The following is a 21,072-nucleotide window of genomic DNA, read 5'->3' on the forward strand; positions in this document are numbered from 1 at the left end:
TAATTATTAGCAATAACCTCTGATGGAGGGAGAGCCTCTCCTTCAGTTATTCATTAGAACAGATACCGTAACTATTAACTTGTAGTCTTGATTGACTACACCATTATTATACTAGGAGGAGTTGAAATGGTATATGACCGCGCCGGAGCTGCAAAAAGAATCAGACAAAGGCGGAAGGAACTGGGAATGACGAGTGCGGAGGTGGCCGGTAAAATAGGCAGGGCTGTTCATTATTACGGCGATATTGAACGGGGAACCTGCGGCATGTCCATAGAGACACTTTTGGATTTATCGCATTATCTCGACCTCTCGGTGGATTATATTTTGTTCGGTCAGGCGGGAGAAGAACGGATCGATAATCCGGACCTGGCCTACCGAATCCTGAAAAAATACGATGAAAAGACGCAGAAAGAGGCCATTGAAATGATGAAATTTTACCTTTGCCTCAGGGAGTCGGGGAAAAAATAAAATCATATCCTATTTCGAATGGCCGAAAGCTTCTTTCCCCTTCAGATTTTGTGCCCGGGAAATGGAGTGACCTGGACATGACGCAGTCTGTCCATTCTCAGTATCCAAATATTGGTGACGGCAGTTGATACAGACCTCCGTACCTTCGGGAACGATTGCGCCGCAGCATACACAACGGTCTACCATGTTTTTTACTCCTTTCATTCTTTCCATTCCATATCTAATACCAGTGTACTCCAGCCCTTCCTTATTTATGCATAAAAGGCCGGGACATTCATATATAGAAAAAAAGGCGGTAATGAGGAGAAATAAAACACTATGGTAAGGTTGCATAAAACGGAATATGCAAAAATGGAATCTGTTGTGAAATATTTGTGGAAAAAATTTCTTTTTTCGTTGAAATATACAAAAAAATGGTGTATACTATAAACATATTTGAAAAAGGAGGGTTTTTTACATGAAAAAAATACTGAGTTTAGTTCTGGCGTCTGCGATGGTTGCATCTGCTCTTGCAGGCTGTGGAAGCACCAAGACGGCAGAGACACAGGCACCCACCACACAGGCTTCGGCAGAGACCAAAGCTCCGGAAGGATCAGAGGCTGCTCCGGCAGAGACAGCCGCAGCAGCGGGAACAATTGAGGATGGCGCCAAACTGGTTTACTGGCCGATGTGGGCAGAGACTGAGCCGCAGGGCCAGGCGATCTCCGAGGCTGTTGACGCTTTCGTCAAATCTACCGGTGTAGAAGTAGAGATTAACTGGGCAGGCTCCCGTGACACACGTAAGACTCTGGAGCCAGCACTGTCCGCAGGAGAGACCGTTGATGTCTTTGACGAAGATATCGAACGTGTAAACGGTACCTGGGGAAAATATCTTCTGGATATTCAGAGTATGTATGATGCGTCTCCGTTAAACGGCGCACAGAATGCCACTCTGATCGAATTAGCCAAGCAGCAGGGCGGCGGCACCTTAAAGAGTGTTCCTTATCAGCCATCCACATTTATTATGTTCTATAATAAGGATGCCTTCACAAAAGCCGGTATTACAGCGGTTCCGACTACCTGGGATGAATTCCTTGCCGACTGTGAAGCGCTTAAGGGGGCAGGTGTGATTCCGATGACCGTTGACGACGCTTATATGGCATGCCTGTTCGGTTTCCTTATGGACCGTGTCGCTGGTTCTGATACAACCGAGGCTGTTGCCGCAGGTGACTTCAGCAACGAAGCAGTCTTAAAGACAGCACAGGTTTTGGAAGAACTGGTAACAAAGGGCTACATAGATCCACGTGCAGCAGGCAACGTATATCCGCAGGGCCAGAGCAATATCGCTGACGGCAGCGTTGCCATGTACTTAAACGGAAGCTGGCTTCCAAACGAAGTAAAGAACCAGACACCGGAAGACTTCAAGTGGGGCGCATTCTCACTTCCGCAGATCGCTGAAGGCGGTGACGGAGCAGAATCCAACCAGTACGGTGCACAGTGTTTCGCAATCAACAAAGATACGAAGTATCCGAACGCTGCATTTGCCCTGATTCAGTGGCTGACAAGCGGCGAATGGGATCAGAAGCTTGCTGACGCCAGTATGGGTGTTCCCATGGACAACGATGCTACATGGCCGGCAGCACTTGCAGATGCAAAGGCAGTTCTGGATTCTACGACACACAGACTGAACTGGGCAGTAGGAATGGAAAATGATACCAATGTCAACGCGGCTATTAAGACTAACATGGCTATGATGATCAGCGGCAGTGTCAACGCACAGCAGTTTGCGGATGCATTTGCTAAGATTCAGAAGGGTTCATGATCGCTTTAACAGACTGATAGACAAAGGGGCGGTGGCGCCACTGCCGCCGCCCCCTTTTTATTCAATAGAAAAATGTGTTCTATGGAAAATGGAGGGCGACTCTTATGGCAAAGCAAAAAACGGCAAAAAAAGGCGGCAGCCCGTTGCGCCGGAACACCACTCCCATGCTGGTAATGTTCCTGACACCTGCTGTGCTGCTGTACTTAATTGTATTTCTGTATCCGACGATCCGCACCTTTATCATGAGCTTCTGCAAGGTAGAAGGTGTGACAGATCCGGTTTCCACATGGCAGTTCAGCGGTTTTACCAACTATGTGAAATCTTTTAACAACAATATGTTCCAGACGGCTATGATGAACTTGGGAAGACTGTGGCTGGTCGGCGGTATCGCCGTTATGGCTCTGGCTCTGGTGTTTGCGGTAGCCCTCACAAACGGTATGAAAGGAAAAAAGTTTTTCCGGAGCGTGATTTATCTGCCAAACCTGGTTTCCGCGGTTGCTATGGGTACCATGTGGCTGTATTATGCGCTCAGTAAGGAGAGCTACGGCCTGCTTAACACCATCATCGGATGGTTTGGCGGCAGCAATGTCATGTGGACGGATCCCCACCACAAATTCTGGAGCATGCTGATTGCCTACTGCTTCGGTATGGTAGGATACCATATGCTGATTTTTATGAGCGGTATTGAACGGATCAGCGCAGATTATTACGAGGCCGCTTCCATAGAAGGCGCCAATGTATTCAAAAAATTCTGGTATATTACGCTTCCTCTGCTCCGCGGCTCCATTCGGACCAACCTCGTTATGTGGACGGTATCGAGTGTCGGCTTCTTTATCTGGGGCCAGGTATTCGATCCGGTCAACTTGTCCGAACAGACGGTAATGCCGCTGAACTATATGTATGAGCTTGTTTTCGGCGCGTCCAATGCGGTCCAGGCAGTACGTGATTCCGGCGTGGGTGCCGCAATCGGTGTTATGATGGCAGTCATTGTAGTTGCGGTATTCAGCTTAACCACACTCATCATTAAAAATGATGACGCGGATCTGTAGGGAGGTAGATAGCATGGCAAAACAAAAAGAAATAAAGCAGAGAGTGAGTATCAAGAGAGAAGTTCCCAAGCTGCCCGGATATATCATGTGCGTGGTCTGGCTTATATTTACGATCCTGTTGATCGGCTGGGTTATACTGGCTTCCTTTTCCACCAGCCGTGAGATTTTAAGCGGAGAATTATTTAAATTCGCCAGCGGATTTCATTTTGAAAACTATACCAATGCATGGAAATCACAGAAGATAAGCGTGTTCTTTGTAAACTCCCTGATCTATACGGCGATTTCCTGTACCATGATTATTCTGGTAGCGGCGCCCGCCGCGTACGCTCTGTCGCGTTTTAAATTCAGAGGCAACATGATTCTGCAGAATCTGTTTGCGACAGCGTTAGGCATTCCGGTTATCATGATTGTAATGCCTCTTTTTTCCATTATTACATCATTAAAGCTTACGAACACACGGGGACTCATTATGTTCCTCTATATCGCCATGAATGTGCCATTCAGCATTTTCTTCCTGCTGGCGTTTTTCTCAAATCTGTCCTACACCTTTGAGGAAGCTGCGGCCATCGACGGCTGTTCCCCCATCCAGACTTTCTGGAAGATCATGTTTCCGCTGGCGCAGCCCGGTATTATTACCGTGACGATTTTCAATTTTATCGCCATCTGGAATGAATTTTTCATGTCCATGCTGTTTGCAAGCAAGCAGAACGTACGCCCGATTGCCGTAGGTCTTTATAATATGGTAAAAGGTATGCAGTATACAAATGATTACGGCGGAATGTTTGCGGCCGTTGTCATCGTATTTGCGCCGACCTTCCTGCTTTACTTGTTCCTGTCAGACAAGATCATCGCAGGTGTAACCGGCGGAGCGATCAAGGGGTAGCCTATGAATCCGACATTGACATTTGAAACTGCATATATGAAAACTGCGCCCAAAGGGCCGGAGGCCTCGGTGCCCAACTTGACAGGCATGAAAAATATGCAGAACAAGACAGCGTTTTACTTAGACGAGGACGATGAGATATACGAAGCCTACGGGAAGCTTATGAATAGTTATCCGTACCGGGATTATACCTGCTATACGCGGGAATGCGGCATTCATCCGGTGAAGACTGCGGTCCTTGAGAATGAATTTTTAAGGGCCGTGTTTCTGCCTGAATTCGGCGGACGCCTGTGGCGGCTTACCGATTTAAAGGCGGGGCGCGAGCTGCTTTATACCAATGATGTGATACGCCCCAGTAATCTGGCAGTGCGTGACGCCTGGTTCTCAGGCGGCGTGGAATGGAACATCGGCCTCATCGGCCATACGCCTTTGACCATGGAACCGCTCTTTACCGCAAGGCTGGAGAATGACAGCGGTATGCCGGTGCTGCGCATGTATGAATACGAGCGGGTGCGCAGAATGGTCTATCAGATGGATTTCTGGCTGGATGAGGGCGGCGCCTTCCTAAACTGCCGCATACGCGTGGTGAATCATAATCCGGATGTAACGCCCATGTATTGGTGGAGTAATATGGCGGTTCCGGAATACGAAGGCGGCCGTGTGATTGTGCCGGCGGAGAGCGCCTACAGCAGCGGCGGAGGAAGCGTCTATAAAGTGCCGGTTCCGGTGGTTGACGGCATCGATATTTCATATTACCAAAATATTCCCGGACAGGTGGATTATTTCTTCAATATCCCGGAGGAGGCCCCGCGCTATATTGCAAATGTGGCTCCGGACGGCTATGGGCTTCTTCAGTATTCCACCCGCCGCCTGCGGGGGCGTAAGCTCTTTACCTGGGGCAATAACAGCGCTTCCGCGCGCTGGCAGGAATATCTCACGGAGGAAGCCGGCCGTTATGTGGAGATTCAGGCCGGGCTTGGAAAGACGCAGTATGGCTGTATTCCAATGGCGCCCCACACCGCGTGGGAGTGGCTGGAACGGTATGGCGCCGTGACTTTAAGCGGGCGCAGCGACTCTTTTGAGGAAGAACGGGAACGCCTGACGGCCATGGTGCGTGACGAAGCAGGGGAGACGCTGGAAAAAACGCTGAGGGACAGCCATGGATGGGCCATAAAGCCAGGCGAGGTGGTTTACCGCGGCAGCGGTTACGCAGACTTGGAAAATGCCTGTCGTGTACGCAGAGGGGAAGAACCGCTTTCTCCTCATCTGGATTTCTCCAGTGAGGATGAGCGTCAGACTCCATGGCGGATTTTTCTGGAAACCGGCCATTTCCCGTCAGCGGATCCGGCTGATATGACTGCCGACTGCATGGCGGATGACTTCTGGTACGAGATGCTGAAAGAGCAGGCAAATCAAACCCAAAGTACGGTTTCACCGGATTGGCACCTGTTATACCACCTTGCATTAAATCACATGGCCCGCGGGAAAAACAGGGAGGCGGAGTTGTGTTTTTGTGAAAGCATCCGCCAGAAGGAAAACGCCTGGAGCCGTTATGGTCTGGCATCACTGCTCTGTTTGGAAGGCCGGGAGTACGAAAGAGCCGTATCCGGGATGGAAATAGGACTGATGGAGCGGGCGGGAGATCTTTCCTATGTTAAGGAAGGTTTCCAGGTTCTGGCCAGATGCGGCGGGTATGATGCGCTGATCCGGGTCTATGAACAGCTTCCGGAGAACGTGGCCTCCGAGTCACGTGTCGTGCTGGAATATATTACGGCGCTCTATCAGACCGGCAGATATAAAGAGGCGTATGCGCTTCTGACAGCGGAGGGCGGCCTGGTGGTGGCCGATCTGCGGGAGGGTGAGAACTCTATCGTATGCCTCTGGCGGGAGCTGCGAAGGGCTTTACATATGCCGGAGGAAGAAGTGCCTCACGTGTTTGATTTTAACGCTGAGAGCCGGTACAGCTGAGCGGATATTTGCAGGGAAGAGAGCGCCGACAGTTACAGTCTGGTCGAAAAATGCGGAAGGAGTCGAAAGCAGCGGCTCCTTTTGCCGTTTTCGTAACAGTTCAGTCTTCGCTTCCGGCTGTCGCTGTCCGGCCCTGCTGTTTTTCCTGCTTGCAATTTTTTTCTCTTCATGGTATACTTAAAAAACTTTATAAATCAATAGTTTTTCGCAAAAAAAGATTGACGAATCCTGACCCATATGATATAGTAATTGGGCGAATGGAAGAGCTTAGGTCTTTTTTTTATGCTCAAAATTACGTTTTGCGGCAGCGCAGGGCGTGAGAACCTGATAATAGAAGAATGGCCGAATAACAACAACGAAAATTTAAGTGGAGGTGGAAGTCGTGCGCACAAAGATCACACTGGCATGTACAGAATGCAAGCAGCGTAACTATAACATGACCAAGGATAAGAAGACTCATCCTGACAGAATGGAAACCAAAAAGTATTGTAGATTCTGTAAGACACATACTTTGCACAAGGAAACTAAGTAATCGGTTTGACGTAAAGGACGTGAAATTATGGGAGATACAGTGAACAACGAGGGAGCTCAGAAGAAGAATTTCTTCCAGGGTTTGAAGACTGAGTTCAAGAAAATCGTCTGGCCTGACCAAGAAACCGTAACGAAGCAGACAATTGCAGTACTGGCTGTATCGATTGCTTTAGGACTGATTATCGCCATTCTTGATTTAATCATCAAGTTCGGTCTCAGTTTTATCTTATAATGATTAAGGGTTAAGGTGAGTGTATGTCAGAAGCACATTGGTATGTAGTCCATACCTATTCAGGCTATGAGAACAAAGTAAAAGTCGACATTGAGAAAACCATTGAAAACAGAAACTTACAGGATCAGATCCTGGAAGTGTCAGTTCCGCTGGAATCCGTTATCGAACTGAAGAATGGTGTGGAGAAAAAGGCCGATAAGAAGATGTTCCCCGGCTACGTACTGATCCATATGATCATGAATGATGATACATGGTATGTGGTGCGTAACACCCGTGGTGTTACAGGCTTTGTTGGTCCTGGATCGAAACCGGTTCCTCTGACAGAAGATGAGATGGCGAGCTTAGGATTCAGAAATGAGGAAGTCATTGTTGATTTTGAGGTTGGAGATACCGTTGTGGTAATTTCCGGTGCATGGAAGGATACCGTTGGTGCTATCAAGTCCATCAACGAAGGTAAGAAATCCATCACGATTAATGTTGAGATGTTTGGCCGAGAGACCCCGGTTGAACTGAATTTCAACGAAATTAAAAAGATGTAACAAGTAAAAGCGGCCTTTTGGTTTCAGAGGGCTCGTGGGAGGGAAATCCCCGACAATACCACATTTATTAGGAGGTGCCTAATTATGGCAAAGAAAGTAACAGGATATATCAAACTGCAGATTCCAGCGGGAAAGGCTACACCAGCTCCTCCTGTCGGACCGGCACTCGGACAGCATGGTGTTAACATTGTACAGTTTACAAAGGAGTTCAACGCAAGAACAGCTGACCAGGGCGACTTAATCATCCCGGTTGTTATCACTGTTTATGCTGACAGAAGCTTCAGCTTCATCACAAAGACTCCGCCTGCAGCTGTATTATTAAAGAAAGCATGCAAGCTTAAATCCGGATCTGCAGCTCCGAACAAGACAAAAGTAGCAACTATCTCCAAAGAAGATTTACAGAAGATTGCCGAGACAAAGATGCCTGACTTAAACGCAGCATCTCTGGAAGCAGCCATGAGCATGATTGCTGGTACGGCAAGAAGCATGGGAATTCAGGTAGCTGAATAGGCCGGAAGCGCTCAGCGTGCCCCGCTTTATCGGGTATAACGAGGTCTTTTTGAGTTTAGTGCGAGGCCGTTCGCGAAACTCAGCGTGCCCCGCTTTATCGGGTATAGCGAGGTCCTTTCGAGCTTAGCCCAGTGAACACACCCGTGAATCAGCAGGAATTAAAAACGTGGGAGGGACATCCCCGACAATACCACTAGGAGGTTATTTATAATGAAAAGAGGAAAAAGATACGCAGAGGCAGCGAAGACAATCGATCGTTCTGTTCTCTACGATGCACCGGAAGCAATCTCATTAGTAAAGAAAGCTGCAAGTGCTAAATTTGATGAAACAATTGAAGCTCATATCAGAACCGGTTGTGACGGACGTCACGCAGATCAGCAGATCCGTGGTGCAGTTGTACTGCCTCATGGTACAGGTAAGACTGTAAGAATCTTAGTATTCGCTAAGGGACCTAAGGCTGACGAGGCTTTAGCTGCAGGCGCTGATTTCGTTGGAGCAGAGGAATTAATTCCGAAGATCCAGAACGAAGGCTGGTTAGACTTTGATGTAGTTGTTGCTACCCCAGATATGATGGGTGTTGTTGGACGTCTGGGACGTGTACTCGGACCGAAGGGCTTAATGCCAAACCCAAAAGCTGGTACAGTTACCATGGACGTAACGAAGGCTATCAACGATATCAAAGCCGGTAAAGTTGAGTATAGACTTGATAAAACAAACATTATCCACGTGCCAGTTGGAAAAGCTTCTTTCGAAGAAGATAAATTAGCGGACAACTTCCAGACGCTTATCGATGCAATCATGAAAGCAAAACCAAGTGCTGTTAAGGGTGCTTACTTAAAGAGCGTTACTCTGACTTCTACCATGGGGCCTGGCGTAAAGCTGAACGTAGCAAAATTAATGAACTAATTTTGTTTTGTGGTTGACATTAATCATAAATCATGTTACAATACGCAAAGTATTGACTGCCGAAGACAGCAGGTGCCGCAAGGCATAAGGTGTAAACGCCTGCCGAGGAACGTACAAGTATCGTTTTAACGAATGATCTGTAGACCTCTCTGTCCTTGTGGCAGAGAGGTTTTTGTTTTCCGGGGACGAAAGTCCAGTGAGATAAAAGCGCTCCGTCAGGACAGAGATATTCTTTTTGCGGTTTATACGGGCGGACCGGCCGGATAATCGGCCAGGTTTAGACTAAACAGGAGGTAAACCATAATGGCAAAAGTTGAATTAAAACAGCCAGTTGTAGACGAGATCAAGGAATTATTTGACGGCGCCGAGACTGCAGTAGTCGTTGACTACCGTGGCTTAACTGTAGCTCAGGATACTGAACTGCGTAAGAAGTTAAGAGAAGCAGGCGTTGTATACAAAGTATACAAGAATACCATGATCCGTTTTGCAGGAAAAGGCACAGCATTCGAGGCTTTGGAGCCGAATCTGGAAGGACCTACAGCATTAGCGGTATCCAAGACAGACGCGACAGCTCCGGCAAGAATCCTTGCTGAGTTTGCCAAGACAGCTCCGGCATTAGAGATTAAGGGCGGTGTTGTTGAAGGCGTATATTACGATGAAAAGGGCATGGCTCAGATTTCCAGCATTCCTTCCAGAGAAGTTCTTCTTGGAAAGTTACTTGGAAGCATCCAGTCTCCGATCACCAACTTTGCTCGCGTGCTCAAGCAGATCGCAGAAGCACAGGGCGGCGAAAGCGCAGAGGCTTAATTTTCTTAATGAAGACAAGCGCAGCGCAGCCTGAATTTAGAAAATTAGCGGTTCAGCAACCAAAGGGAGCTGAACTTCCTTACAAAAAATCAAACATATATTAAATGGAGGTATATTATCATGGCAAAGTTAACAACAGCTGAGTTTATTGAAGCTATCAAAGAATTATCCGTATTAGAATTAAATGATTTAGTAAAAGCTTGTGAAGAAGAATTCGGTGTATCCGCAGCAGCAGGTGTTGTTGTAGCAGCAGCAGGCGCTGGCGCAGCAGCTGAAGAAGAGAAGACAGAGTTCGACGTTGAATTAACTGAAGTTGGTCCTAACAAGGTTAAAGTTATCAAGGTTGTTCGTGAAGCTACAGGCTTAGGCTTAAAAGAAGCTAAAGACGTAGTTGACAGCGCTCCGAAGGTAGTTAAGGCTGGCGCTTCCAAGGAAGAAGCTGAGCAGATCAAGGCTTCCTTAGAGGCTGAGGGTGCAAAAGTTACATTAAAGTAATTTAGACTCTTCTTTCCCCCGAATCTGTTTTGCAGATTCGGGGGTTTTTTTAGGGAAAATGCTGTAATAGTCTTGACAATTTATGAAAAAAGGTGTAAACTACACCCGTATTATCGAATGAGGTTATGATTTCACATATTTTTGTAAGTCATTATTTTCGGATGATGCTTTACAAAAATATGTGATTTTTGTTTCATGAGATAAATCAAATAATTTTTTTATTTTTATAGGAGGTACGCGTTATGAACAACGGTACAGTAAAATGGTTTAATGGAGCAAAGGGTTATGGTTTTATCACAAACGACGAGACTGGCGAAGAAGTATTCGTACACTTTTCCGGAATCATGGCTGATGGCTACAAGACTCTTGAAGAGGGCCAGAAGGTAACTTATGATACAACCGAAGGAAACCGTGGTCTGCAGGCAGTTAACGTTTGCTTAGCATAATCACCGTTTTTGCTGAATAAAACCAGAATAAAAAGGCTGCTGTCTCTTGCGGGACAGTGGTCTTTTTTTGACCCTTTATTCCCGGATCCCATCTTTATAGAATCTTTATATGCCTGCATTGATTCCCACTATCATTTTTATGATGCCTTCCGCTACAATAAAACTGTAAGAATACGCTGTTTTATGCTTTAGATAGAAAAAGGAGGTGCCAGTATGTTTTTTCATAAAACGAAAACAATCATTATCGCAGGGGCGAGCAGATTTGGCGCGGGATTGGCAGGAAAACTTTCGGGGCGTAATACTAGAATTGTGGTTATTGATTTAAATGAAGATGCATTCCGGAAATTACCGGATGATTTTGGAGGGTATCAGATTGTAGGCGACGGAACCGACGTGGATTTATTAAAACAGGCTGGAATTGAGAGCGCGGAGGTATTTATTGCGGCTACGGATGATGATAATATTAATATTCTGGCGTCCCAGATCGCATGCCGGATCTTTAAGGTGCCGGAGGTATTTTCACGGCTCAATGATAAGAATAAAGAAAAGCTGCTGAGCGGTTTTAATGTGAAGCCAATCTGCCCGTTTGTGCTGTCGGTCAATGAGTTTGACCGTCTGACAGAAGGCGAGTATCAGGAGGCGGTGGTCTCATGAAAATCGTAGTGGCAGGAGGCAGGGACGAAGCTGATTTCCTGATCGGACTTTTGTTAATGGGAAAACATAAACTGATTACGGTCAATGAGGATATGAATTACTGTGAGCATCTCGCAGCGGTTCACGATGATATATCCGTGATCTACGGCGATCCCTGCAAGGAATATGTGATGGAAGACGCCGGGATCCGCGGATGCGATATAGTGATCGCGCTGCGGGAGAAGGACGCGGATAACCTGGAGATATGCCAGATGGCAAAGCGCCTGTTTGCCGTGAAAAAGACCGTCTGTACCGTAAGAAATCCGAAAAATGTGGAAATTTTTGAGCTGCTGGGCGTGGACCGGGCCATCAGTGCTACCTATATGCTGGCCCATTATATTGAACAGGCTTCTGTGGTGGAAGATCTGGTCAAGGTTATGCCGCTGGAGAACCAGAGGGTTCTGGTGAATGAGATCAGAGTGATGTCCGACTGTCCGGCGGTAGGACAGAAGATCGCCGATATGCGGCTGCCTTTTAACACCATTATCAGCTGCATCATCAGGGATTCCGAGGTGGCGGTGCCCAACGGGCAGAGCAAGATCATGGCGGGGGACCGTCTGGTCGTCATGACCACGCCTGAGAGTCAGAAAGAGGCGGTAAAAGCGATCATAGGCAGTGAAGAAAATGAAAAGTGACAAGAAGATATGGGAAACATTTGGCGCAAAATACCAGGACGACCGGCGCACGCTGAAAGGCGGCCGCCTCATTGCCGGTTATATGGGAATCGTGATGATTCTGGCGGGGATCATCACGATGCTGCCTTTGCTTACCCTATTCTTTTATCCGGAGGAAATCGGGCAGGCGCAGTACTTTGTGGCGCCCGGAGTCTCCGCCATTCTGGCCGGATACTTAATGAGCCTTGTCCTGCGGGGAAGAAAAACCGGAAGGCTGGAAAAGAATCAGGAGATGATTGTGGTGCTGGGGACCTGGATCATCGTTATATTTGTGACGGCCATGCCTTTCGTTCTTACGGGAAATTACACGGTGACGCAGGCCGTGTTTGAGACCACCAGCGGACTCAGCACCACGGGTCTGACTGTGGTCAATACGGGTACGGCGCCGCATATTTTTCTGATTCACCGGACCGTGCTGCTGTTCTTCGGAGGGATCGGGCTGGTGTTGGTCATGACGTCGGTTCTGTCCGATGTGTATGGGATGCGTCTGTATCACGCGGAAGGCCATTCAGACCGTCTGCTCCCCAATTTAATCGAATCCGCCAGGCTGGTCATAGGGATTTACAGCGGCTATATTCTGGCTGGAACACTACTTTATGTGCTGTTTGGAATGAGCCTCTTCGACGCGGTTAATCACGCCGTGGCAGCGCTTTCCACCGGCGGTTTTTCCACGAGGCCGGAGAGCATCGGATATTATCACAGCCCCGCGATCGAGATGGTCACAATCGTGCTTATGCTGCTGGGAGGCACGAATTTTTTCGTTCATTTGCTTCTTCTGAAGGGAAAATGGAGGGCGTTCTTTTCGCACTGCGAGACAAGGCTCATGCTGTTTTTGCTGGCTCTCTTTGTGCCTCTTCTGACGGTTCTTTTAACGAACAGCGTGTACGGCAGTGTGCCGGAAAGCATTCGGACGGCTTTATTTCAGGCGGTTTCCGCGCTGACGACGACCGGGTTTCAGACGGTGGACTCCTTCGCCTCCTGGACGCCGGCCATGATGTTTCTTATGATCCTTCTGATGCTTATTGGAGGCGGAGCCGGCTCCACGGCAGGCGGCTTGAAGATTTACCGTGTTTATGTTATGCTGAAGGAAATCTGGTGGAAGCTGGTGCGTGATACGTATCCGGACCGGGTGGTATTTACAGAGCAGATTAACCGGGGCGGGCGGAAGGATACGATCCCGGACCGGGAGAGAAAACAGATCAACGCGTTTGTATTTTTCTACCTCCTGCTGTTTGGCGCGGGGACATTTATATTCTGCTGTTACGGTTACTCCCTGCAGGATTCCATGTTTGAGTTTGCGTCATCGCTGGGAACGGTGGGGCTGTCCGTGGGAATTACGGCGTATGGAGCCAGTCCGGTGATTCACTGGACCGCCATAACCGGTATGTTCATGGGGCGGCTGGAGATCTACGTGGTTCTTATCGCTGTAGTCAGAATGGCATCAGACGGAAAAAAGTTCCTGCGTGAAAAACGTTTTCAGGCAGGTACAAGCGGAAAAAGAAACGGGAAAAGGATTGAATCATGAGAAATGAAACCGCAGATGCGGGATATGTCTTAAAAATAGTAAAAAATGCTGCAAAAGTAGCTGTCATATGGGTGCTGTCCACCATGTTTGCCATCGTGCTCAACCATATGGGGGTCCGGATTGAAAACCTGCTTCTGCTCTATGTGGTTGGCGTCGTGATCTGCAGTGTGGAGACCAGCAGCATGTGCTGGGGAATCGGTTCGGCGGTGGTATTTGTGTTCACCTTTAACTTCCTGTTTACCGCCCCGAAATTCACCTTTCAGGTGGATGATCCCAACTACGTGATCTCGCTGCTGATCTTTATCATTGTTGCTTTTATCGTGGCGTCGCTGACGGTTAAACTGCAGAAACAGATGGACATCGCTAACACCAGGACGGAGATCACCACCAGGCTGAATGCCATCGGAAGCGGATTCTTAAATCTGTCCGGTCTTCCCGCCGTGGCCAGATACAGCTGTGAAAGTCTGAAGAAGCTGACGGCCAGACACGTGGATATCCTGATTCGAAACCGGGATAACGAGGAGTTTGCCGATACCATAGCGGAGTGGTGTTACCGCAATTCCATGGTCTGCGGGCACGGGGAGTCCCAGTTCGGTGAAAATCCCTGTCTATACGTGCCGATCCGCAGCAACAATAAAACCTACGGCGTCGTAATCTTCGACTGCAGCGAGAGTGAGCTGGAGGCGGAAGAGCGGATTTATGTGGACACCGTCATTTCCCAGATTACCCTGGTGATGGAGCGGGAGAGGCTGAATGAGGAGAAGGAGGATACCAAGATCCAGATTGAGAAGGAAAGGCTGAAGAGCACTCTGCTGCGCAGTATTTCCCATGATTTAAGGACTCCGCTGACCGGAATCGCCGGGATCTCCAATTTCCTGTATGACAATTATAACGGGCTCGACGAGGAGACGGCAAAGAGCATGCTAAACGATATCTGCACCGATGCGGAGTGGCTGAATTCCATGGTGGAGAACCTGCTCAATATGACGAGAATTCAGGAAGGGCGCCTGGAGATACAGAAGAAAAAAGAGGTGGTCGATGACCTGATATCGGGTGCGGTCACGCTGGTATCCAAGCGTCTGGGAGATCACCATTTAAAGACGTCCACCCCCCACGACATCGTGCTGCTGCCGGTAGACGCCAGGCTCTTCACCCAGGTCCTGGTGAATTTGATCGACAATGCGATCCGTCACTCCGGAAAGGATACCACCATTACCGTATCCGCCAAAGTGAACGGAAGTTTTCTGGTTTTTAAAGTATCCGACAATGGGATCGGGGTGCCGGAGGAACGGCTGGATCAGATTTTTGATAATTTTTTTACAACTGCGTATGAGAACGGAGATAAGCAGCGGGGAGTCGGTTTGGGGCTCACCATCTGCAAGGCCATCGTGGAAGCTCACGGAGGCCGTATCACGGCGTTTAACAACGACAAGGGGGGAGCCACGTTCCAGATTGACATGCCGATGGAGGTAAGACAGAATGAATGATGCAGATATCCTGGTAATAGAAGACGACAAGACAATTCAGAACTTTATAAGAATAACACTGAAGACGAAGGGATACCGGTGTGATCTGGCCGACGACGGCCTGACTGGTATTTCCTGCTTTTACGCCAACAATCCGGACTTGATCCTTCTGGATTTAGGGCTTCCGGACCTGGATGGGATGGAGGTGCTGGACCAGATTCGTCAGGAATCCGATGTGCCGGTCATCGTAGTCTCCGCGAGGGGCATGGAGCAGGAGAAGGTAGGCGCGCTGGACGCCGGAGCCGACGATTATATCACCAAGCCGTTTAATGCCGGTGAACTTCTTGCCAGAATCCGGGTCGCACTGCGCCACCGCAGCAGCGCCCCCAGGCAGGAGCCGGTCTTCGAGCTGGATACCTTCAAGATGGATTTCGAGAAGAGAAAAGTCTTTGTCAGAGGCGGCGAGGTGCATTTGACCCCGATCGAATATAAGATGCTGACGCTTCTGGTAAACAATTCCGGGAAAGTGCTGACTCACCATTTCATACAGCAGGAGGTGTGGGGCTACGACACGACGGATGATTACCAGTCCCTCCGCGTATTTATGGCGAATATCCGGCGGAAGATAGAGGAAGATTCCACGAAGCCTCGGTTTATCCTGACGGAAGTCGGAGTGGGATACCGATTTGTGGAGTCGTAAAATGAAATGGCTGACGCAGTGAAAAAAGGCCTATATGAATTTATGTAAACTATGAGGCTGACCGACGGGTCAGCCTTTTCCATATCTTTTCTAACCATTTGAGCGCAGCTTCGCAGACGTATTCCACGGCAATGACAACGGTATTATCAAATACCAGAGCAGCCAGAAGGGAAAGGATCAGCGTCACGGCCATGGCGAGCGCGGTGCCGCCGATAACCCCAAGGGAGGAGGCGAAGAGGCCGAGCCGTTCCTCGGTGACGTAATGCAGAATGTACCAGTGAATCAGTAGAATGGAAAATCCATACTTTCCGATTACTCTGACGGCCATCCCCGGCATTTTCAAACGGTTCTCCCTCTCAGAAAACCATGCAAAAATGCCGCCTGCCATGAAGAGCATCGAAGGAGCCTTGTTAAACAGCATTTCAGCCCCGTCAGGAGCGATGCAGGAGGCGGCAGCGGTGAAGACAAAGGACACTGTCCCGAGGGCCATAAAAAGCTTAAAAAAGCGTTTAGAGACTGGTCTCGTCCAGAAATATCCGAATACAAACACGGATTCCCAACCGCATAGGACGGTTACGAAACTGAACTGGATACCGGCCAACGGAAGCCAGGCAAGCGCGCCGTTCATGACAAAGGTCAGGAAGACAAATGACGTCAGAAGGCGGTCGGACATGTTCTGCACCATGACTCTGAAAAACGGCGCGGTGAGATAGAAGGAGATGATAACATACATCAGCCAGAAATGTGGGTTCCAGTCCGAGGGGCCGGAAAGAAAACGCCTTCCCGCGTCAAGCCAGTTTGCCGGATTAAACAGCCCGGAATGATAGAGTCCCATATAGAGGTAGAACATATAGTAGACCGCCATGGGAATGACGACCCGAAAGACCCGTTTCCTATAAAAGGACGCGACCGGTTCTTCCCCGCGGTTCAGCAGCAGCGCTCCGCTGAGCATGACAAACAGAACGTTGCAGGTCAGAAATGCGGTCTCCGCGATGCGCAGGCCGATCCATCCGGGACTGCCTGAAGAAAGCTGTGTATCGGACTGAACGACATGGGTCCCGATGACGGCCATAACGGCCAGAACACGAATGTAATCGTATCCCTTGATACGTCTCCCGCTTCCGTTTTCAATCCCCAGAATACTCTTTATATAGGGGCCGGATCCGCCGGCCTTTCTGCCGCGGTCACCATGAGCCAGAATAACAATCAAAAGCCCCAGAATCAAAATCAGATATTTCGTCTGCAACAGTCAAGACCTCCACTGTAAAAAGTTATTACTCTAATCATATCCCAGGAAAGCGGAACAAGTCAATCGTTTATAGAATGTTTATGAAAGCCGCAATCTCAACCGTAGAATCTTTAAATCGCCCTGCATTATAATGAAAGCAGAAGAGGAGGGGATTGCGATGATGGAAGTCCTTTTAATAAATGGGAACCTTGTGAAGAAAATGGTGGATAAACTGGAAAAGAAGCATCCGCTGCTCTGCCTGCTGATTTTTCAGACGGCGGTTGCGTTGTTTCTCATTGCAGCGGTCGGCGGAATTGCCTTGATTGGCGGGGGCGTGATATGGCTGTTTTACCATTTGGTTGGTATGGTATAGAGGCAGTATGGATGCCGGAAAGTCAGGAAGAACAAAATTCAGGAGCGATATGCCGTTTCTCCCTCAAGAAAGCATATCGCTCCTGTAGTTTATTATAAGGTTATTATGGCTGCTTATAAAGGTATTCAATCAGTCCCAGCGTTCGTTCCATACCGAGCTTGCTGACGTTGATCAGCAGCTGGTGGGAATCGGTGCTGCCCCAGTTCTGATCGGTATACGTCTCATAGTAATTCTTTCTTCTCCGGTCTGTCCGCTTGATCGCGGTGGCCGCCTCCTTTGCCGTCAGGTTGTAGCGGTCCATAATCCGTTTGACGCGGTCCTCCATGGAAGCGCTGATGAAGATATTCAGACAGCCGGAATTCTGCCGGAGAACGTAGTCCGCGCACCGGCCGACGATGATACAGGGCCCGCGCTTTGCCAGGCTTTCGATGATGGATGACTGCGTTAAATAGGTGCTGTCATTTAAGGGAAGGCCATAGCCGGTGAAAGAATTGACATGGTCCGGATAGCGGTAGGCTGACAAAAATGTGTTTAAAACAGATTCATCCACTTCTTCGACACTGATTTCTGAAAGCCCCATTTTATCGGCTGCCATCTCCACTAAATTCCGGTCATACAGCGGAATGCCAAGAGATTTGGACAGCCTGTCGCCGATTTCGTGTCCGCCGCTGCCGAACTGACGGCCGATGGTAATAATTTTATGCCCCATAACATCCTCTCCTTTCAAAAGAATTTCATGTGCCTATGAAATTATGCAACAATAACAGGTTTATATCCCTATTATATCGTATTTTATGGAAAAAAGATAGAAAAATTACGAAAACAAACCGGTTTTATTTTCTTTCGTCTGTGCATAGATTGTTTAATAATAGTGAGAAAGCCAGAGATCGAAATGAAACTGAGATGGAAAATTTTATGCCTGTTTGCTGTCCTTGCACTGGATATCGCGCTGGGAAGAAGCATGTATGGCTTTTATCAGGAAACGAAGGGGACTCTCTTTCTTCCGGCTGACGCCGGGGATTCGGCGCGGAGTGAGGTGCGGCGCCAGTTTTCCGGGGAGAAACAGATCGCGCTTACCTTCGATGACGGCCCTCATTCCGTCTATACCAGTCAGCTGCTGGATGGACTCAGAGAGCGGGGCGTACATGCCACGTTTTTTCTTCTGGGAGAAAATATTGACGGAAAAGAAGGGGTGATCCGCCAGATGAAGGAGGACGGCCATCTGATCGGAAACCATGGGTTTACCCATGTACAGATGAGCAAGGAAACACTGGAAAATGCCTGCGGGCAGATCGGGGAAACCAACCGGAAAATCGAAGAGATCACAGGCCAGAGGCCGGAATATCTGCGGCCTCCGTACGGATCGTGGAATGAGGAGCTGGAGTGTGCAACCGATATGACGGTGGTGCTGTGGTCGGTGGATCCTCTTGACTGGAAGCTGCAGAATACAAACAAAGTTGTGAGGAAAATCGTGAAGAATGTAGAACCCGGAGATATCATACTTATGCACGATGTATTCCCGACTTCGGTGCAGGCGGCGCTGGAGGTTGTCGATACTTTGGAGAAGCAGGGGTATACCTTTGTCACAGTAGAGGAGCTTCTGGTGGATTGATCAGTTGCGTTTCCCCCTGATTTCATGGTATAATGAGAAGCTGAATAAATACATATATTTCATATACAAACAGGGAGTATATGGCTGGGGGGAGATTGATGGGGGTACGAGGTGTAATTGCAGATGACGAAGTTCTGATTCGTATGTATATTCGGGAAATCCTGGAGAATAACGGTTACGAAGTGGCAGGAGAGGCCGAGGATGGCATGGATGCCGTTACTCTGTGCAGGGAGATGAAACCGGATTTTATAATTATGGACATCAATATGCCTGTTATGACCGGTTTGGAAGCGGCCAGGGTGATCAACGAGGAGAAGCTGGCCGGATTTATCATTGTGCTGACCGCTTACCGGGACAGGGAGATTGCCGAAAAAGCAGTGAATATGGATATCATGGGCTATATTGTGAAGCCGGTGGATGAAGATACTCTGATTCCGGCTATTAAGATTGCCCAGAATAAATATAAGCAGATTCAGGAAATGGAGAGGGAGTTCAGCAGAACGAAGGAAACGCTCAATGACAGAAAGTATGTGGACCGTGCCAAGGGAATTATTATGGAGCGCAGAAATATGACAGAGAAGGAAGCATTTTCCTATATTCGCAGGCTGGCCATGGACAAGGGAAAGCCCATGGCGGAGATAGCAAAAATGCTTTTAAAAGCGTATGGAGAGTAGAGAGACTGAAAAACAGGTGTGAAAACAGACTGAAAAAACAGACTGCAATAACAGGGGAGGGGAGGGGAAAATGCCTGATTGTCTGACAAAAGAAGAACGGGACAGGAAGCTGGTCCAGATTGCCCATTCTTATACCGATTTGACAGAAGCGGATATCCAGATTCTTCTGGATGTATCCCATGCGCTGCCTTCTATCGGTAATCTGGAAAGCGGGGATACCTATATCAATATACTGACACGAAACGGGGAATCCATGGTTGCGGCCCAGTACCGCCATCCGGACTGTGACCTCTATAAGCGGGACGTGATCGGGGAGGTTGAAAAGAAGGAAGATGAACCGGCGGTATATCGGGCGCTGGAACACGGAATTCCAGGCAGAGGGCTGATCGGTATTATTGACAACAGAAAGATTGTGGTCCGCCATACTGTCAGTCCCATTTTTAATGACCAGCAGAAGGTCATCGGATCTTTGACTTATGAATATCTGAATTCCGGGGCAGATACGGAGCCTATACGTATCGTAAATAAAGAGGGAAAAGCGGCTTTCTTTGACAGTAAGATCAATCAGCTGATCAGCAATCTGCAGGAGGGATTCCTGATCTGCGATGAGGCGGGAATCTGTACCTTTGCGAACGCACGGGCGGAGGAGCTGTATCAGAAGGCCGGGCATCCGGAGAGCCTCATCGGCCGCAGATATGAAGAACTGGATCTGACGGGAAAGTACAGCCAGGAAGAGATTATGGCTGGCGGTACCTGGAAGCAGGAAGTTCGAACTGACCGATACGTATTGGAGGAGAATATCAGTGCGATTCGGGAAAATGGAGTGTATCAGGGAATTCTCGTTATCCTGCGGGATAAGACGAAGATCCGGCAGATGGAGGACGAAATCGCTTACCGGGCTGCCTTAATCCATGAGGTTCATCACCGCGTGAAAAATAACCTTCAGACGATCATCAGCCTCGTCGGGCTGGAGGCGGCACAGAAAAAAGACGCAGAGGTGAAGGCGTTTGCCAAAACCATTACCGGATATATCCGCAGCATGAGCATGACCTATGACCTTCTCGCTCATACCGGGGCGGAAGCGGTTGATTTAAAGACCATGCTGGCTCGGATTATCGATTGTGTGCTGGAGAGCTGGAGCGTCCGCGGATGCAGGATTCATGTGGAGGTGACAGGAGATGATCTGGAGCTTCCGGAGCACGTGGCATCCACCGTTGCGCTGATTGTAAATGAGCTGGTGACAAACAGCATCAAATATGCCTTTTGTGACCGTGAGGAAGGCAGCATTTTCCTGACGATAGAAAAGGGAGAGGAATACTCCTGGGTTACGGTCAGGGATGACGGCTGCGGAATTGATGAAAAAAACGGTGACCGATCCGGCATGGGACTTGGATTAAAGCTTGTGGACAGCCTTGTGAAATCGAGCCTTAAGGGTACGCTAACGATGGAAAGCGGGGAGGGGACCGCCGTCAGATTTTCTGTCTTCCATTAA

The 21,072-nt window shown here is 48.6% G+C and carries 24 protein-coding genes and 1 other annotated feature; of the genes, 22 read left to right on the top strand and 2 right to left on the bottom strand.

Annotation, left to right across the window (positions count from 1 at the left end; all coding sequences use genetic code 11):
• Positions 1 to 126 precede the first annotated feature (126 nt).
• The 18 genes from H8S75_RS18520 to H8S75_RS18605 all read left to right on the top strand — a co-directional run bounded on the left by H8S75_RS18520 (position 127) and on the right by H8S75_RS18605 (position 15,693).
• Entirely contained in the window at positions 127 to 468 is a 342-nt protein-coding gene (locus H8S75_RS18520; RefSeq protein ID WP_055654702.1) for a helix-turn-helix domain-containing protein, read from the top strand.
• Positions 469 to 925: 457 nt separating this feature from the next.
• Entirely contained in the window at positions 926 to 2,269 is a 1,344-nt protein-coding gene (locus H8S75_RS18525) for an ABC transporter substrate-binding protein (protein WP_055654704.1), read from the top strand.
• Between the two features lie 104 nt (positions 2,270 to 2,373).
• Positions 2,374 to 3,318 (top strand): carbohydrate ABC transporter permease, encoded by a 945-nt coding sequence (locus H8S75_RS18530; RefSeq protein WP_187022914.1) that lies wholly within the window; start codon positions 2,374 to 2,376, stop codon positions 3,316 to 3,318.
• A gap of 13 nt (positions 3,319 to 3,331) precedes the next feature.
• On the top strand, positions 3,332 to 4,201 hold the full coding sequence (locus H8S75_RS18535) for a carbohydrate ABC transporter permease (RefSeq protein ID WP_187022915.1): 870 nt from the start codon (positions 3,332 to 3,334) through the stop codon (positions 4,199 to 4,201).
• A 3-nt stretch (positions 4,202 to 4,204) separates the two neighbouring features.
• A complete protein-coding gene (locus H8S75_RS18540) occupies positions 4,205 to 6,169 on the top strand; it encodes a DUF5107 domain-containing protein (RefSeq protein WP_187022916.1) in 1,965 nt (654 codons plus the stop codon).
• 382 nt (positions 6,170 to 6,551) lie between these two features.
• Positions 6,552 to 6,701, top strand: coding sequence for a 50S ribosomal protein L33 (gene rpmG / locus H8S75_RS18545; protein ID WP_080552267.1), 150 nt, complete (start codon positions 6,552 to 6,554; stop codon positions 6,699 to 6,701).
• A 27-nt stretch (positions 6,702 to 6,728) separates the two neighbouring features.
• Complete coding sequence (secE, locus tag H8S75_RS18550; RefSeq protein WP_002601729.1) at positions 6,729 to 6,932, top strand: preprotein translocase subunit SecE; 204 nt, start codon at positions 6,729 to 6,731, stop codon at positions 6,930 to 6,932.
• A gap of 23 nt (positions 6,933 to 6,955) precedes the next feature.
• Positions 6,956 to 7,471, top strand: coding sequence for a transcription termination/antitermination protein NusG (gene nusG / locus H8S75_RS18555; RefSeq protein ID WP_055654710.1), 516 nt, complete (start codon positions 6,956 to 6,958; stop codon positions 7,469 to 7,471).
• Positions 7,472 to 7,555: 84 nt separating this feature from the next.
• Positions 7,556 to 7,981 (top strand): 50S ribosomal protein L11, encoded by a 426-nt coding sequence (rplK, locus tag H8S75_RS18560; protein WP_002601727.1) that lies wholly within the window; start codon positions 7,556 to 7,558, stop codon positions 7,979 to 7,981.
• Positions 7,982 to 8,191: 210 nt separating this feature from the next.
• The gene (rplA, locus tag H8S75_RS18565) at positions 8,192 to 8,887 is read left to right on the top strand and encodes a 50S ribosomal protein L1 (RefSeq protein ID WP_002601726.1); all 696 of its coding nucleotides are present in this window, start codon (positions 8,192 to 8,194) and stop codon (positions 8,885 to 8,887) included.
• Between the two features lie 41 nt (positions 8,888 to 8,928).
• Positions 8,929 to 9,071 (top strand) — a sequence feature (ribosomal protein L10 leader region).
• A gap of 119 nt (positions 9,072 to 9,190) precedes the next feature.
• Positions 9,191 to 9,694, top strand: a complete 504-nt coding sequence (gene rplJ / locus H8S75_RS18570) for a 50S ribosomal protein L10 (protein WP_006773123.1) — start codon at positions 9,191 to 9,193, stop codon at positions 9,692 to 9,694.
• A gap of 120 nt (positions 9,695 to 9,814) precedes the next feature.
• Complete coding sequence (gene rplL, locus H8S75_RS18575) at positions 9,815 to 10,189, top strand: 50S ribosomal protein L7/L12 (RefSeq protein WP_002601724.1); 375 nt, start codon at positions 9,815 to 9,817, stop codon at positions 10,187 to 10,189.
• A 242-nt stretch (positions 10,190 to 10,431) separates the two neighbouring features.
• On the top strand, positions 10,432 to 10,635 hold the full coding sequence (locus H8S75_RS18580; RefSeq protein WP_002601723.1) for a cold-shock protein: 204 nt from the start codon (positions 10,432 to 10,434) through the stop codon (positions 10,633 to 10,635).
• Between the two features lie 213 nt (positions 10,636 to 10,848).
• Entirely contained in the window at positions 10,849 to 11,289 is a 441-nt protein-coding gene (locus tag H8S75_RS18585) for a potassium channel family protein (RefSeq protein WP_002601722.1), read from the top strand.
• On the top strand, positions 11,286 to 11,963 hold the full coding sequence (locus tag H8S75_RS18590) for a potassium channel family protein (RefSeq protein WP_187022917.1): 678 nt from the start codon (positions 11,286 to 11,288) through the stop codon (positions 11,961 to 11,963). The genes H8S75_RS18585 and H8S75_RS18590 overlap by 4 nt, the downstream gene beginning before the upstream one ends.
• Entirely contained in the window at positions 11,953 to 13,527 is a 1,575-nt protein-coding gene (locus H8S75_RS18595) for a TrkH family potassium uptake protein (protein ID WP_187022918.1), read from the top strand. The genes H8S75_RS18590 and H8S75_RS18595 overlap by 11 nt, the downstream gene beginning before the upstream one ends.
• A complete protein-coding gene (locus H8S75_RS18600; RefSeq protein WP_187022919.1) occupies positions 13,524 to 15,014 on the top strand; it encodes a sensor histidine kinase in 1,491 nt (496 codons plus the stop codon). Before H8S75_RS18595 ends, H8S75_RS18600 begins: the two co-directional genes overlap by 4 nt.
• On the top strand, positions 15,007 to 15,693 hold the full coding sequence (locus H8S75_RS18605) for a response regulator (RefSeq protein WP_187022920.1): 687 nt from the start codon (positions 15,007 to 15,009) through the stop codon (positions 15,691 to 15,693). Before H8S75_RS18600 ends, H8S75_RS18605 begins: the two co-directional genes overlap by 8 nt.
• A 49-nt stretch (positions 15,694 to 15,742) precedes the next feature.
• Here the strand turns inward: H8S75_RS18605 and H8S75_RS18610 are convergent, their stop codons facing one another.
• Positions 15,743 to 16,939: an acyltransferase gene (locus tag H8S75_RS18610; RefSeq protein WP_187022921.1), complete on the bottom strand. Its 1,197-nt coding sequence runs from the start codon at positions 16,937 to 16,939 to the stop codon at positions 15,743 to 15,745.
• Positions 16,940 to 17,099: 160 nt separating this feature from the next.
• Here H8S75_RS18610 and H8S75_RS18615 point away from each other — a divergent pair, with 160 nt between their 5' ends.
• Positions 17,100 to 17,294: a hypothetical protein gene (locus H8S75_RS18615; protein WP_187022922.1), complete on the top strand. Its 195-nt coding sequence runs from the start codon at positions 17,100 to 17,102 to the stop codon at positions 17,292 to 17,294.
• Between the two features lie 103 nt (positions 17,295 to 17,397).
• Here H8S75_RS18615 and H8S75_RS18620 read toward each other — a convergent pair whose 3' ends face one another.
• A complete protein-coding gene (locus tag H8S75_RS18620) occupies positions 17,398 to 18,003 on the bottom strand; it encodes a cytidylate kinase-like family protein (protein ID WP_187022923.1) in 606 nt (201 codons plus the stop codon).
• A 183-nt stretch (positions 18,004 to 18,186) separates the two neighbouring features.
• Between H8S75_RS18620 and H8S75_RS18625 the strand changes: the two genes are divergently transcribed.
• The 3 genes from H8S75_RS18625 (at position 18,187) to H8S75_RS18635 (ending at position 21,072) form a co-directional block, all read left to right on the top strand.
• Positions 18,187 to 18,906 (top strand): polysaccharide deacetylase family protein, encoded by a 720-nt coding sequence (locus H8S75_RS18625; RefSeq protein ID WP_187022924.1) that lies wholly within the window; start codon positions 18,187 to 18,189, stop codon positions 18,904 to 18,906.
• A gap of 98 nt (positions 18,907 to 19,004) precedes the next feature.
• Entirely contained in the window at positions 19,005 to 19,580 is a 576-nt protein-coding gene (locus H8S75_RS18630; protein WP_187022925.1) for an ANTAR domain-containing response regulator, read from the top strand.
• 70 nt (positions 19,581 to 19,650) lie between these two features.
• Complete coding sequence (locus tag H8S75_RS18635) at positions 19,651 to 21,072, top strand: sensor histidine kinase (RefSeq protein WP_187022926.1); 1,422 nt, start codon at positions 19,651 to 19,653, stop codon at positions 21,070 to 21,072.

The organism is Hungatella hominis (genome assembly GCF_014288005.1).
GTDB classification, from domain to species: Bacteria; Bacillota; Clostridia; order Lachnospirales; family Lachnospiraceae; genus Hungatella; species Hungatella effluvii.